The sequence below is a fragment of the Acinetobacter sp. KAM396 genome (genome assembly GCF_021602765.1).
Classification (GTDB): Bacteria; Pseudomonadota; Gammaproteobacteria; order Pseudomonadales; family Moraxellaceae; genus Acinetobacter; species Acinetobacter towneri_A.
The window spans coordinates 1-13,519 of sequence record NZ_BPPH01000020.1; the positions used below are offsets into that span (position 1 = coordinate 1).

Annotated in this window: 14 protein-coding genes and 1 pseudogene; 6 read left to right on the top strand and 9 right to left on the bottom strand. The window is 38.5% G+C overall.

Features of this window, described 5'->3' with window-relative positions:
* Together L6C30_RS10270 and L6C30_RS10275 are read left to right on the top strand one after the other, a co-directional pair.
* Positions 1–493: transposase (locus L6C30_RS10270; protein WP_031961177.1), on the top strand; the 493-nt coding region annotated here is incomplete at its 5' end.
* Positions 494–516: 23 nt separating this feature from the next.
* A complete protein-coding gene (locus L6C30_RS10275) occupies positions 517–1,017 on the top strand; it encodes a hypothetical protein (protein ID WP_236163028.1) in 501 nt (166 codons plus the stop codon).
* On the opposite strand, the gene L6C30_RS10280 is transcribed toward L6C30_RS10275, so the two are convergent.
* The 6 genes from L6C30_RS10280 to L6C30_RS10305 form a co-directional block, all read right to left on the bottom strand.
* Positions 1,006–1,644, bottom strand: a complete 639-nt coding sequence (locus L6C30_RS10280) for a hypothetical protein (protein ID WP_000530048.1) — start codon at positions 1,642–1,644, stop codon at positions 1,006–1,008. The two genes, L6C30_RS10275 and L6C30_RS10280, sit on opposite strands and share 12 nt — an antisense overlap.
* A gap of 68 nt (positions 1,645–1,712) precedes the next feature.
* The gene (locus L6C30_RS10285; protein WP_004777765.1) at positions 1,713–3,128 is read right to left on the bottom strand and encodes a hypothetical protein; all 1,416 of its coding nucleotides are present in this window, start codon (positions 3,126–3,128) and stop codon (positions 1,713–1,715) included.
* A gap of 19 nt (positions 3,129–3,147) precedes the next feature.
* On the bottom strand, positions 3,148–4,239 hold the full coding sequence (locus L6C30_RS10290) for a TniQ family protein (RefSeq protein WP_000622362.1): 1,092 nt from the start codon (positions 4,237–4,239) through the stop codon (positions 3,148–3,150).
* Positions 4,240–4,258: 19 nt separating this feature from the next.
* A complete protein-coding gene (locus tag L6C30_RS10295) occupies positions 4,259–5,110 on the bottom strand; it encodes a TniB family NTP-binding protein (RefSeq protein WP_000073961.1) in 852 nt (283 codons plus the stop codon).
* The gene (locus L6C30_RS10300; protein ID WP_000999878.1) at positions 5,107–6,996 is read right to left on the bottom strand and encodes a Mu transposase C-terminal domain-containing protein; all 1,890 of its coding nucleotides are present in this window, start codon (positions 6,994–6,996) and stop codon (positions 5,107–5,109) included. The genes L6C30_RS10295 and L6C30_RS10300 overlap by 4 nt, the downstream gene beginning before the upstream one ends.
* Positions 6,989–7,687 (bottom strand): heteromeric transposase endonuclease subunit TnsA, encoded by a 699-nt coding sequence (locus L6C30_RS10305; protein WP_023188010.1) that lies wholly within the window; start codon positions 7,685–7,687, stop codon positions 6,989–6,991. Before L6C30_RS10305 ends, L6C30_RS10300 begins: the two co-directional genes overlap by 8 nt.
* Before the next feature lie 114 nt (positions 7,688–7,801).
* Here L6C30_RS10305 and L6C30_RS10310 point away from each other — a divergent pair.
* Positions 7,802–8,452 (top strand): annotated as a pseudogene (locus L6C30_RS10310) (ATP-binding protein); the annotation flags it as partial.
* A gap of 120 nt (positions 8,453–8,572) precedes the next feature.
* On the opposite strand, the gene L6C30_RS10315 reads toward L6C30_RS10310, so the two are convergent.
* On the bottom strand, positions 8,573–9,325 hold the full coding sequence (locus tag L6C30_RS10315; protein WP_236163027.1) for a TorF family putative porin: 753 nt from the start codon (positions 9,323–9,325) through the stop codon (positions 8,573–8,575).
* Between the two features lie 298 nt (positions 9,326–9,623).
* On the opposite strand from L6C30_RS10315, the gene L6C30_RS10320 reads away from it, so the two are divergent.
* Positions 9,624–9,797 (top strand): hypothetical protein, encoded by a 174-nt coding sequence (locus L6C30_RS10320; protein WP_236163026.1) that lies wholly within the window; start codon positions 9,624–9,626, stop codon positions 9,795–9,797.
* Between the two features lie 655 nt (positions 9,798–10,452).
* The gene (locus L6C30_RS10325) at positions 10,453–11,784 is read left to right on the top strand and encodes an OprD family outer membrane porin (RefSeq protein WP_236163025.1); all 1,332 of its coding nucleotides are present in this window, start codon (positions 10,453–10,455) and stop codon (positions 11,782–11,784) included.
* A gap of 98 nt (positions 11,785–11,882) precedes the next feature.
* Here the strand turns inward: L6C30_RS10325 and ppa are convergent, their stop codons facing one another.
* Positions 11,883–12,419, bottom strand: a complete 537-nt coding sequence (gene ppa / locus L6C30_RS10330) for an inorganic diphosphatase (RefSeq protein WP_019838157.1) — start codon at positions 12,417–12,419, stop codon at positions 11,883–11,885.
* A 124-nt stretch (positions 12,420–12,543) separates the two neighbouring features.
* Positions 12,544–12,942: an MAPEG family protein gene (locus tag L6C30_RS10335; protein WP_019838158.1), complete on the bottom strand. Its 399-nt coding sequence runs from the start codon at positions 12,940–12,942 to the stop codon at positions 12,544–12,546.
* A 104-nt stretch (positions 12,943–13,046) separates the two neighbouring features.
* On the opposite strand from L6C30_RS10335, the gene L6C30_RS10340 reads away from it, so the two are divergent.
* The gene (locus L6C30_RS10340) at positions 13,047–13,427 is read left to right on the top strand and encodes a hypothetical protein (protein WP_236163024.1); all 381 of its coding nucleotides are present in this window, start codon (positions 13,047–13,049) and stop codon (positions 13,425–13,427) included.
* The last annotated feature ends 92 nt before the right edge of the window (positions 13,428–13,519 follow it).

Genomic DNA, 13,519 nt, shown 5'->3' on the forward strand with positions numbered 1-13,519 from the left:
GGCATTAGTGCTGATTCAGAAATTATATGCGATAGAAGCAGAATTAAGAAAAAAGACGGATGGTACAGCGGAAGACCGCTGCGAATACCGACAACAGCATAGTCAACCGGTCATGCAACAACTATATGAATGGCTCAACCAACATCAGCTGACGGTGCCATCGAGTTCTCCAACCGCCCGGGCGATCAATTACAGCCTAAAACGTTGGACTGCTTTAAGCCGCTATCTGGATGATGGCAATCTACCCATTGACAATAATTGGATAGAGAACCAAATGCGTCCCTGGGCCTTGGGGCGTAAGAACTGGCTATTTGCAGGTTCGCTGCGCAGTGGTCAACGAGCTGCCAATATCATGACTTTAATCCAGTCAGCAAAGCTGAATGGCTTGGATCCGTATGCCTATTTAAGTGATGTGCTGAAAAGGTTGCCAACACATAAAGTGCCCCAAATAGAAGAATTACTACCTCACCGCTGGAAACCTGAACCCCGTTAAAACTTGGCGATGGCGTTCAGCGGATGCTTACCCTTTATTTAAGAGGAGTCAATATTCTAGATAATAAAACTCCTACTACATTGATGAACTTACCTTTCAAGCATATTTTTTATATAGATTACAAATGTAAATACTATGCTGATGGAGGATTGAAAAAATCTATCCGCCTTTGTAAAACAATAAAAGCCGATTTAGTTGAAGAGGGCAAAGTAATTTACTTAAGTAGTTTTGATCTAGCCTCTATTATGTATCATTCCAATCTAGAAAATTTAAAGAAAGGTAGAACAAATGCTTTAGCAATAGTTCTTGAAACAAAAAGATTTTTTGATTATCTGTATCATAACCCAAACTATAGAAATAGCTTATATACACCTGATATGACCAGAAAAATATTTGATAGTTATCAGAAAGAAACCTCTCTCACAACAATGAGCATTGCCTTAGATAAACTCGTTACGGAAATACGTAAAGATTTGGGTTACCTATATGACGAAACCATTGGCTCTTATCCATTAGTTATCTAATTTTTCCCATAACATTGTTCCCATGGTTCTTCGACCAGTAACATTATAATATTTAGCACTGGCACTTTTATTGTCTTTATGAAGTGTCAGCTCTACAAATCCTCGATGGATACGTAACTCTTCATGATCTAAATCTTTTGGTTTGTTTTCATAACTATAAAGAACTTTGTATTCTTCAATTTCGTCATAAATAATTGCAGCAGAAATACTGTCAGATGTGGAAAATTCTGTTTCTAATCTGATTCTTACTTTATCCCAACTTTGTAAAATTGTTACTTTTCCAATCCACTCTCTATTGTGCTTAATCATTTCAGAATTTTCTTCTTGGTAATCAGAGATACCTTTACATGACCATTCTCCCGAAATATCAGGATATTTCAGAATCTTGAAAAATAAACCTGTTTTCCATATCCATTTATCAAATAGAAAATAAAAAGTAAGAAATAATAAAGCAGTGATAGCACTAGAAATGATGACATTCCAATAAGGAGACAATCCACCCAAGAACTTCAGTAAAAAGTAAATCAATATCCAAGATATAAACGTAGCAAGTGAATAAACATATTTCCCTGCATGAGACCTATTGAATCCATTATGAACACAATATTCATGACCTAATTGCCCCATACATACCCTCTGGAAGCCCAAAATTCAGTTTTAACTTTATGTAGCTACATTAGCGTTATATGGTCCAGTTATACAAGCAATTTAGGTATCCAATATTGCTGATCACCAAACCTCACTTCAAAGCCATCATTCAGCCCCCTATAATTAATACTATCCATTTGATTAAAAAAGGATTTATCCAAATTATGAAAATACATCAATCCTAACTTTATCCACTCTAGTTCATTAAAATTTTCCTCTGGGGCTTTCATGATGGCCAACAATTGTTTTTCCAGTTTCTTCATATTACTTTTTTCTGTTATTTTTTCATCTAGTACCCATGACGTATCAAGGTTCGTATCATAATTCTTGTTTAAAAAATTAAGAAAGCCAACAATAGCGCAAGCTTGTCCAGGGGACTTAAATAAGTAATATTTTACATGCCACATTGTTGGTAAATCTAATCGTGATTGACTTACCAACAGCATTAAAGCAGATGCTGGTTTCATGGCTAAACGGGCAGAACGTATACTCGTTTTCCCTAAATCCATTTTATTTATTAAAACCTGATAATAGTTCTGAAGAATTTGGGCTGAAAGCGATGAACCAGGACATGAGTTCGCCAGTTTTCTCAGTTGGTCAAATTCAGAACAGTGGCCTTTAGATTGGGTATCTATATGCAGGTGATGTACTGCAACCAACCACCGGATGGGCAGCTCATATTTGCGTAAACCACTTGTTCTTAGTCTATGTAATAAAGAGTCATTGTCTGGGATCTGATCTCCCCAAAGATCACTGGTCTTTTCAAAAAAATGAATATGTTTACGAATTAGTAATGCAGCCTTATGCGGTCCAACCTCATGATCAAGCCAATTCATATAATCTTTAAAGTAACCTTTGAGGCTTGGATTTACTAATGTATTAACCAGTTCCTTAATCCTATTCCCCAATATTCTTCGCCATGTACATAATTCACAGTATTTCCCATATCCAGCAGGAATCTGTTGCTGGCAAGTTAGACATTGAAGTGGTGGACAGGTCAAACATTTCTTACAAAGCATTTTGCCTGACACAACATCCTGTTCAATCAACCTATATCTTCTACAACTTTGGCATGTCTGGTAATCACGGGTTGCACACTTTGGGCAAACTCTTAAATTATCTCCAAAACGGCTGATACGAGATAAGCGTTGTGATGTCACACCACACCGTTCACAAGCTTGAAACTCTCTAAAATAAACTGAACAACTATTACAAACAGGGCCTTGCTCCGTTATTTTTCCTATAGGGTAATCAATACGCTGACATCTAATGCAAGGTCTATTGGTTTCACATTGTTGGCAAACGGCCAAGTTATCAGCTTTATATAATCTGGAACTTTTACCACACGACGGACAATCCTGTTTTTTAAAAACTCGTACATAGCACTTATGGCAATAGTTACGCTGTTTATAAAGTCGGTGTATCTTTTCAACCGCATCACCACATTCATCACACTGAGGCATGGTGTTGTCCCCCCAAAAGTTACCCTAGTTTTCTTTTTAATCTTAAAAACTTGCGTATTACAGTCTCCTTACTTTTAGGTTTAAAGGTAGCTACCAATGCTCTCTTTGGAGGGTAGTTCCGATAAATCGAGCCTAATTGTTCTTCAACAGGCCTTAATATGGCTGGCAACTGGTTTCTCTTATCCCAAAATGAAGACCTGTTCATATTTAAAGATTTTGCTGTTTCAATAAACTTTTCCTGGGGAATAATGAGTAATTGATAAATACAGGAAAATAGCCGTTCTCTCTCGGTAACTGGAAGTTGGTTAACAGCCAATCCATTCGATATAAGCTCAGGATGGGGCACCTGAATTCTGAGTTGTTCAAGAAAAGCCCATCCTTTTCCATTTACTGAGCCAGCTAAAGCTTTTCTAATAAATTGTGAAAATAACTTAATCACCGTTAACCAATCAGTTACTGAAATCAACTTGTCTTGATAGGTTGCACAGCCTTGTTCCAGGAATTGATCAAAGATTTTTTGGAATGCCAAGGCATGACAATCCACAAGGCTTTTATTAACCTCCAATAGACTTTTTTTACATATTGAACAGCAAGTCATAACCTGATCAGGGGCTTCAAGACGTCTAGGTTGAATAGCATTATGGCAATGAGGACATTGATCATGTAAATGCTGATTATGTTTTATACAACCTGTATGCCAGGCAAAACGCCAAGGCAGACGGAAATAGGCAACATTATCCTCAGATAGACACTCAGGACAATATTGCCAGCCACCTCGATGCTTACGGTTTCTTGTACCTAATACCAAGTACCATGCATCAAGAGTTTGATTATCCAGATTATATTTAATTAAAAAATTGCGAAGCGTAGCAGAATTAAATTGGCTTTCATCAATTTTTGTCGTATTGATCAATACCTGTACTTGCTCTGCACTTAAACCACGATCTACATCTACAGACCAGATTCGCCATTTGGGCCAAAGTACTCCAGTTAAACTTAATGGGTCACAACCACTGTCAAGTGCGGCACGTATCAACCAAGAAGATAATGCCTCATCTTGCTTTAAGTCCGTGGGAATAAACCATGAATGGATTTCTGTTGCACTTATCATACCTAGTCCTCCACATTGCTTATTTCACACTTTCTAGCAAGCTACGGTCGATAAACTCCTGACCAGAAACAACAGCTTTCTTTGCGGCGTCCCGTAAAATCGTTCGCAGATTACCTAAGTTTCCATCTGTAATATCATGCAGATATTTTACTGTTGCTGGTTCAGCCAGTTTTGAAGCCTGTTTGAGGGGAAGAACTTTCTCAAATTTATTTACCATAGCTTGAAAGTCTTTATCTAGTTTCCATAAGGGCAAATTAACCACACGAAAACGGCTGACATGCTGTGGATCAGTACGCAGAACACTAATTGCTTCTTCTGTACCAAACCCAACAATGGGTATCTGTGTTTCATTACACAAATACTTAATCGCATTCATTACTGTTCTTTGCTTAATCGGACTGCCACATAATAGAGAATTCATTTCGTCGATAATGAGGAGCTTTACCTCATAAAGTTTAAGGCAATGGACCACTTGGTAACGTAGCTTCGCAACGGGATCTCTTTCTCGAAAAGGAACCCAGAACTTATCAAGAATAGCCATATACAGAGCTTTTTCATCAGGGGAAACAGGTGCCTGTACAATGATTACAGGTTTTACTGCATTATTTTCTGCATTGACATAACCCTCCCCATACAGCTTAAAGAACTGGTTAATAATTGAGGTTTTACCATTATTTGGCTTACTCAATACCAGTAAGTTGGGCATACGGCTCCGCTTAGGAAGTGTCAGGAATCCTTTCAATTGGTCTAACAAGTCATTGGCTGCTGGATACCCAATCCATCGGTCCTCTTCCAGGAAGTAGAGTCTGTCCTCATTAGACTGTTCCACAATAGGGCGAAACTCTTGAAAAACATGTGAATAGTTACTCATGAAATATCCTCATCATTTTCCAGCTCATCGAGAGGCAATAAACCATATACGTTTTCAAGCTGTTGCTCCAAAATCGTACTCTCTTGTTGAGGTTTTTTGCCCTGAATTGAAGCAGGGTTAACACTCTGTTGATGTTGGGTACTGCGCTGATGTGATCTGCGAGCCCGTCGAGTTTTAGTACTTGCCTCCTGAACACGCTCCCGAAGTTTAGCTAGAGCCTGTCCAAGTTCATGATCTTTTAGATATTCGCCAGTTTCCTTTTTCAGTTCCTGAATCTTTTTGTGTTCCCAAATACTAAATGGTGGAATACTTTGATCCGCTAAAGGAACCTTAAAATAATTTTTGATTTCGGGATCAAAGAACCATATCTCACTAATATTTCTTGGATCACGCCTAAAGATAAATTTACGTTTTTCCTTTTGATTATCAGGGTCTACAGCATTAATCCAACCTCTTAGTACATCAGCATAATAAGCAAGACCATCAATTGTTACACCTGTTGTTTGAATCGTCCTTTCAAAACTTGGTAGAAAATCAAGAAAGAAATTATGATCATTTGCAGGCAATCTAGCAGCCCCAGAACCTAACGTGTTTTTATCACCAAAGATACCTAACTCAAAAGCATGTAGTGGAGAAGTACCTAAAGCAGAGTGTTTCCTTTTGTGGTAAACATTACAGATAAAATCAATCAGCCAGTCCTCAAATTCGGAGAATGTGAAAACTGCTTCCGCATCTGAGTTATAGCCTTTTCTTTCAAAAATATTTGAAAAAGTTGTTCCTGGAACTGCGTGAATATCGGTTGCAAATGTTCCCATCAAACGTTCAATGTGCCCGCCAAAACGTGGTTTTTTAACTGGTCGGTATTCCAGACGAATATCATGTGCCATACAAGCATTTCTGAAAGTTTCTGAGTGAAACTCAGGTCCATTATCGACATGAATGGTGTTCATAATTCCCCAGACAGGCCATTCAGCTTGAATCTTGCGCGAAGCTAGCCATTTCTCTTTGGGCAGTACAGCTTGAGAAACGCTCATTGCAATAGACATAACAGAGGGGGCATCTAATGATAAGTAATATCCCACAACTACCCTTGAACGCACATCAATTGCCAACGTAAGAAAAGGTCGTCCTATAGGACACCTGCTAAAATCATCAACCAGAATAAGATCAACAGGCGTATGGTCAATCTGTACGACGGCAAGTGGATAATCAGCATGAGGGAATTTCCCTGCGGCAGGTGTAAATTTGTTATCGGCCTTTTCCTTATGTCCCCTCTTACGAAGAGAGTCTCTCTGGCTAATCGCTGCAATACGATTTCTTACTGTATTGGCATGAGGCACCTCTAGGATATGGTATTCATGACATAAGCGTTTCACTTCAAGTACAACTTTTTGAACACTTATTCTTTGATTAGTTAGGTATAAATCCTTGATGGCTTTTTCAATGATTGCTTCAGCATGTTTATTAATTATCTTCTTGCCTTGTGGCAATCCCTCTTTTCTGGGCCGCAATCCATCAATAGTTCCATATGCCTTATAGATTTTTAACCATCTATAGATAGTGGCTGGATTAATATCATGTTCTTGGGCTCGTAACTCTACTTCCTTACGACCACTCACGCCTCCCTCAATGAAAGGTCGGATGATGTTGAAACGTCTTTCAGCCTCAATCCAGTCTTTATCAGCGATGAGTTCTAGATCTTCATACTGTTCCACAGCTATTGATGGCCTTAATTCACTGATAGCCGCGATACTTTTCCTGCCAGTATTATTGTTTTCAACAAAAACCGATTTTAGGTCAATGACTTCAATAATCGTATGGGGAATCCCTTTTATCTGAACCGGTTCCCCAGCAGCTATTTTGATATTCACACGTCTATCATTCATGACAACTCCCATTTACCCAAAGTTCAGTAGATGGCTGTAAAGGCATACTTAAATCGCAAACCAGATAACCATGAGCAACTAAATACCAGATTTGACTAATTCCATTGGCTCTGTCCCATTTTCCAAGAAAATGTCTGGCTAATAGAGTCTCAAAAGTTACTGCTCCTCGATCTCTCACATAATCCAATAAGTGCTTTGAATCAGCAGGGGGAAATTCCATCTTTCGGTACTTTTGTAAAAACATGGCATTCGACCATAACTGGTCCCGAATACGCCCCTCATGTGCAATATGAAATTTCCAACCCTCTTCTTTGCATACCCTCATTGCAGCACGATATCTAGCTTTCCATAGATGCAAATTAAGTTGCAATTCATCTGTAGGTTTTACTTCAACCAGTTTAGGTGCAATAAATGGAAGAAAATCATCATGCTTATAAGTTACCAGGTAGTCAGGGGTGTAAACTCGTTTCTGTCCATTATCAAAATACTCAATGGTAAATGGTTGAGACTCAACAGCAAGAACATTGGGATCAACCTCTAATCGAATAAGGAAATCCCGTTCAAGAGTTGATTCAAAGGCAACTGCGGAATCTTTTTTAAAAGGATATAAACCAGATACACTGATACGTGTATTACCAATTTTTCTTCGAGCTGGTACGATGTTAACGGTGTCGCATGATTGATTGTTCATTCTGGGTTCCGTTGCATAGTTCTTTATAAAATTTGTCGCATAGTTCTTTATAAAAGGTGGTCTAAGTCTTTGACCCTAGCTTATATTGTCGCATAGTTCTTTGTAAATGACAGAGGCTCATATCCCAAACCAGGTGAAATTACCTTGGCACATTTAGGTGTTTTATTTTTAGATGAACTGCCTGAATTTGATAAAAAAGTTTTAGAAGTACTGCGCCAACCTTTAGAATCCAAGGAGATTGTGATTTCCCGCGCCTCTCGGCAAATTACCTTCCCAGCCAACTTTCAACTGATTGCTGCCATGAATCCTTGTCCTTGTGGTTATGCTTTTAATCAGGATGTGCGCTGCCAATGTTCAGCAGAAAGTATTAAACGCTATCAAAACCGTATTTCAGGGCCGTTGTTGGATCGTATCGACTTACATATTGATGTACCGCCTCTACAGGCGCACGAATTACAGGACACCCGACCTGTAGAAAATTCTGAAACCGTGCGAAGCCGTGTCATTCAAGCATATACACGACAATTGCAACGTCAAGAGTGTCTCAACATGGCACTCAGTCCCAAACAATTAGAGCAATTTGCAAGCTTAGATAATACTGCCCAAAATATTTTAGCCATTGCACAACAGCGTTTGAATTTATCGGCACGTGCGTATCATAGGGTGTTACGAGTGGCGCGTACCATTGCAGATTTAGCCCAAAGTGAACAGATTCAAAGTCCACATTTAAGTGAAGCGCTGTCTTATCGTGCCCATGAAACATGATTGAAAGTCTAAGAAATGAAAAATAGCCCATTGCCATGCCTGTACAATGGGCGAGTTGTTTTTATTGTTTTTAAGTTTCACTCCTTACTGGAGCTTTTATTTATCGTCGTAGCCCTATCTTTAGAAGGCTTTAGTTAACGTGAATACGGCTCCTGTTTCAACGCCACGCGCTGCAGCATGCGAAAAACCATCGGTATCAATATCAGTTCCTACAGCAGCCAACTCCGCAGATAAGCCTTCAATTGAAGTAAAGTTATAGCTTACGCCGACTTTCCAATCTACGTAGCTGTCATTGTTATTCCCAAAATCAAAGTCATCTGCTTGGGTGTAACCTAATCCAGCCACACCAGAAAAGCCGGTACTTCCAATGGGTGCGGTATAAGTGGCATTGAAATACCAAGCATCGGTGTCACCACCTAAGAAATCATTGGAATAGTTGATTGCGGTCAATAAGCTGGCATCTTTAAACAACACATCGCTAAAACCTAATTTTGCATAGACTTCAAGCCAATTTAAATCGCTCTCACTTGGGTAGGCGTAATACCACAAACCCACATCCAAAACAGGTTTGCTGGCAAAATAATCTAGGCTTGTGGTATAGCCAATATAAGGGTCAAGCTCTAAATGTGCCGTACCACCAAAATCGACATTGGAACCCCACACGCCTGCATACACCCCAGAATCATGGTTCAGTAAGAAACCTGCTTGCACTGCGGGATCATTGAATGTTTGGGTTAAACCACGATAACGATAATCACTGGTCAAGGCTGCTGTCCCGCTAAAGGACATGCCTGCTGTATTTTCTGCAGCAAAGCTGAGACTAGATGTAGCTGCGACCATCGCCAAAGAAAGTGTTTGAAGTACGAATTTCATTTTAGATTCCCCCTGCATCGGATGAGATGCATTGTCTATTTTTTGTTTAACTCATTGAGGGAATTGCAAGCCCTATGCCAACGTTAGAGTTCCGAACAGGGATTAAGCATTAAAACTCAAAAAATTAATATTAAGTCATTGTTATATATTGATTGTTTCTTATAGTTTTTAATTTTAATTACAGTAACTTTGGATGTACATCAACTCTCCTCTTATATAAGGACTACACTTTAAACATTGATTTGCACAGCCGTATGATTATTTTTTGCATCCTTGTATTGCAATAAAGCTAAATCACATGCCTAAAAAAGTGCAGTCAGAATCACAAATCTATCCTGATCAAACAATCGAAAGTCAGGCCTATCCTGTTCATCCCTACGCCATCAACTATCAAAACTCAGTGCACAGACAAAAATCCTCTCCTAAACTGCAATATATTTCTGCACCAAAATTTGACATCAACATGCAATGAGACAATTCAATCTTCACATCAAAAATAATTCATTGACCAAAACGATAGATCAATTTTAATTTTCGCAAGCCAATGACCTTATAAGAGTTATGTATAAAATATCTTCTTAAACAGTTCTGTTTTCATCGTAACGCCCAAAACTAAACACCGATGTTTCACATGAAATCCGTAATAGCCAAAAGCTATTACTCAAAGCTTAATTAAAATTTAATTTTTATACTCTTAATTCAAATAAAGATTTATAAATTTATTTCCCCACTTATCTCTTGCCCAAAATTCGACTTCATAGATAACCATTTCACAGGAAAAACTTCACCCTATTTTAAAATTTATGCTGTGTCTTATGCGCTTTGATCACTCACCAAGCTGTTGAAAAATTAAACAAACTGTATTTTTAATGTACAAATTGCAGATGCGCTGTATTTGGCTATGTTTCAGTGACTCAGTAAGTTTTAAATATGTTTATGTTTTTACTAAAAAATAAAATATTTATTCAACTTTTGAAAAGTCGATATTTTTAATGACCCCACAGTTTATCGAAAAAATGCTTAACTTTAGTGTCATAAGTGCTTTAAAAGTGATATTTTCGCGCATAAATAGCGATACAATTCGCCTACGTTTCAACTACACATTTACTGCATGAGGCCATCTCCCAATGCTGCAATCTAAAAAATTAACACTTGCGTTGCTGATCAACGCAGCGCTTGTTTCAACTACATTTGCTAGCGAACAAAGTGAATCTAAAGGCTTTGTAGAAGACGCAAACGGTTCGGTTTTATTCCGTACAGGTTATTTAACTCGTGATTATAAAGATGTAAAACCTGGTACAGATACAAGTTCATTTGCGCAAACTGCAATTGTCAAATTAGATTCCGGCTTTACCAAAGGTGTAGTCGGTTTTGGTGTGGGTGTTGTTGGTGATGCTTCATTTAAATTAGGCAAAAATGGGCATACTGGCAATCAAATGATTCCTGTACATGATCAGTTAAATGCTGATGGCACCAAAGATGCTTACGATCACTGGGCACGTGGTGGTGCTTATGTGAAAGCACGTGTATCAAATACAACAGCTAAATATGGTACGCAAGTATCTGAAATTCCAGTAATTGCAAGCAATACAGCACGCTTAACACCTGAATACTACACTGGTCTTTATATTGAAAGTAACGAAATTAAAGATTTGACGTTAATCGGTGGTAAATTCACTAAAAACCAATGGTCAAATGACATCAGCTCAGACCAACAAAATTTGGACAGTGCTATTTTCTGGGGCGCGAAATACAAGTTTAACGACCAAGTTAATGCCTCTTATTATGGGGTAGACGTTAAAGATAAATTAGATCGTCACTATGGGAATGTGAATTATAGCTTCCCTACAGCAAATGGTGCGAGCGTAACTTTAGATGCAATGGGTTACAATACCAAATGGAAAGTTGGAGCAGAAACAACTGATCCACGCATTGAAACTGAAGAATTGACTAACTCGATTTGGGGTGTATCTGCAAGCTATAACAGGGACGCACACAATTTGATGCTTGCGTACCAAGATAATGCCGGCAACATAGGTTACGACTATGCTTACAACGCAGATGGTCTACAAAGCATTTATGTACCAAACTCATACTTATCCGACTTTAAGGGTAACGATGAAAAATCTGTTGGCTTACAGTACAACTATAATTTTAAAAACTATGGTCTCCCAGGTCTAAACTGGACAACAGCATTCGTTTATGGTTGGGATATTGATGTAGCCGAAAAAAATAATCCAGCACAAATTATCGACCAAGCTGAAGAACATGAATTCTTTAACCAAGTGAAATATACGGTTCAATCGGGTGCATTCAAAGATGCAAGCTTACGCTTACGTCACTCTTACTTACGTGCAAGCGATACGTATAACAATGCGAAAGGAAATTACGTCAGTAATGCTATTGGCTCAACCAACGAATGGCGTATCTGGTTAGATATTCCTGTGAAATTATTCTAATTTCTCGGAATAGCAAAACCAATAAAAAACCTGCACAGAATATGTGCAGGTTTTTTTACATTTCAGCTTTCATTTGAATGCTGAACAGGCTACGCAAATTATGGATTTGCAGCTTTGTAGCCTTCAATTGAGTTCAATACTTCTTGTTTCGCAACATCAGCACCTTCCCAACCGCTTAACTTCACCCATTTGCCTGGCTCTAAGTCTTTATAGTGTTGGAAGAAGTGTTCAATTTGGCTGATCAATAATGGTGGAAGATCCGTATATTCTTGAACATCTTTATAAATTGGGGTTAATTTTTCGTGCGGAACTGCAACCAGTTTCGCATCAACACCACCATCATCTTCCATGTTCAGTTTACCCACTGGGCGGCAACGAATCACAGAACCTGGCTCTACTGGGTGTGGAGTCACAACCAATACGTCTAGCGGATCACCATCCAATGAAAGTGTATTTGGTACATAACCGTAGTTCGCTGGGTAGAACATTGCTGTACCCATGAAACGGTCTACAAATAATGCATCAGAATCTTTATCAATTTCGTATTTGATTGGCGCTGCATTGGCAGGAATTTCAATGATCACATAGATGTCATTTGGTGCATCTTTACCCGCAGGGATATTGCTGTAGCTCATAGCATCACTCTTATACAAGTTAAATCTTTTTAAAACCGCGTCAATTATACCGGTTTTCTGTCCTGAATTACTGCGTGATTATACATCTGCAAGGTAAAAATACATATTTTCACACCTGACTTGATCAGGTCAGTTTAATCACCATCAGTAAAATACAAATTGGGCAAAGTAAAGACAACATCCAAACAATTGAACGCAGTGTCGCCCAATTGGCTAAATAACAAATTCCATAAATAATGCGCAGCACAATATAAGCAATACCAAACATCATCACCACCACTTGTGGGATGACCATATATTCCGCCATGAGCACTGCAGCAATAAACAAAGGCAGGCTTTCAAAACTGTTTTGTTGTACGGCGTTGGCACGTGCAGCCAAACCTGTAGTTTTAGCTAAAAATTCACGTGGATTTTGGTTATCTTCACGTTTAAAACCGCCTGCCATTTTGGCCACTACGGTAAAAACATAGGGCAATAGGCATGCAATAATAATCAGATAAACAATTCCACTTATGCTTTGCATCAATTTTTTCTCATAAACTGTATTGAGAACTTATCATAACATGGCATTTCTAGAATAAATTTTGTTAAATAGCATGTTTTAAGCAATTGTATAAAGGATCCATTATGGTCAGCCCAGATCAAAAGGAAATGCTAGATGTACTTGAAAAGCAACGTCAACATCAACTGCGAGTGGATCGTGTTTTAAAAATTGTGTTGCCGATTGTGGCATTTTTATTGACGGTAATTTGTGCCAACATGAACATATGGTCGACCATTTTTAGCTTTGTTGTGCTTTGGGTGGCGTTTTATGCGGTGGGGATTAAGCGTTTACCGTTATGGCACTGGATTATCGTGATTGTGGTGTACTGCTTAATTGATAATATTTTAAGTTATGGCAGTTTTAATCAATCAGGTTTTAGTCGCCAATTTGGTGCGATGTTTATTTTCTTGGGTATTGTGGGTGTTGGGCGTCGCTACTTTGACCGTTGGTTGATGAAAGAATAAGGTCTGGTGACACTTCGTCTGTATTGAACAAGAAGCTATCTATTTTTATAAGCATATAAAAAACGCCCCTGAGTTTTCAGAGGCGTTTTTGT

Coding starts and splice junctions, on each gene's coding strand:
- L6C30_RS10275 (WP_236163028.1), top strand. CDS start 517: ATGCTTACCCTTTATTTAAGAGGAGTCAATATTCTAGATAATAAAACT.
- L6C30_RS10280 (WP_000530048.1), bottom strand. CDS start 1,644: ATGGGGCAATTAGGTCATGAATATTGTGTTCATAATGGATTCAATAGG.
- L6C30_RS10285 (WP_004777765.1), bottom strand. CDS start 3,128: ATGCCTCAGTGTGATGAATGTGGTGATGCGGTTGAAAAGATACACCGA.
- L6C30_RS10290 (WP_000622362.1), bottom strand. CDS start 4,239: ATGATAAGTGCAACAGAAATCCATTCATGGTTTATTCCCACGGACTTA.
- L6C30_RS10295 (WP_000073961.1), bottom strand. CDS start 5,110: ATGAGTAACTATTCACATGTTTTTCAAGAGTTTCGCCCTATTGTGGAA.
- L6C30_RS10300 (WP_000999878.1), bottom strand. CDS start 6,996: ATGAATGATAGACGTGTGAATATCAAAATAGCTGCTGGGGAACCGGTT.
- L6C30_RS10305 (WP_023188010.1), bottom strand. CDS start 7,687: ATGAACAATCAATCATGCGACACCGTTAACATCGTACCAGCTCGAAGA.
- L6C30_RS10315 (WP_236163027.1), bottom strand. CDS start 9,325: ATGAAATTCGTACTTCAAACACTTTCTTTGGCGATGGTCGCAGCTACA.
- L6C30_RS10320 (WP_236163026.1), top strand. CDS start 9,624: ATGCCTAAAAAAGTGCAGTCAGAATCACAAATCTATCCTGATCAAACA.
- L6C30_RS10325 (WP_236163025.1), top strand. CDS start 10,453: ATGCTGCAATCTAAAAAATTAACACTTGCGTTGCTGATCAACGCAGCG.
- ppa (WP_019838157.1), bottom strand. CDS start 12,419: ATGAGCTACAGCAATATCCCTGCGGGTAAAGATGCACCAAATGACATC.
- L6C30_RS10335 (WP_019838158.1), bottom strand. CDS start 12,942: ATGCAAAGCATAAGTGGAATTGTTTATCTGATTATTATTGCATGCCTA.
- L6C30_RS10340 (WP_236163024.1), top strand. CDS start 13,047: ATGGTCAGCCCAGATCAAAAGGAAATGCTAGATGTACTTGAAAAGCAA.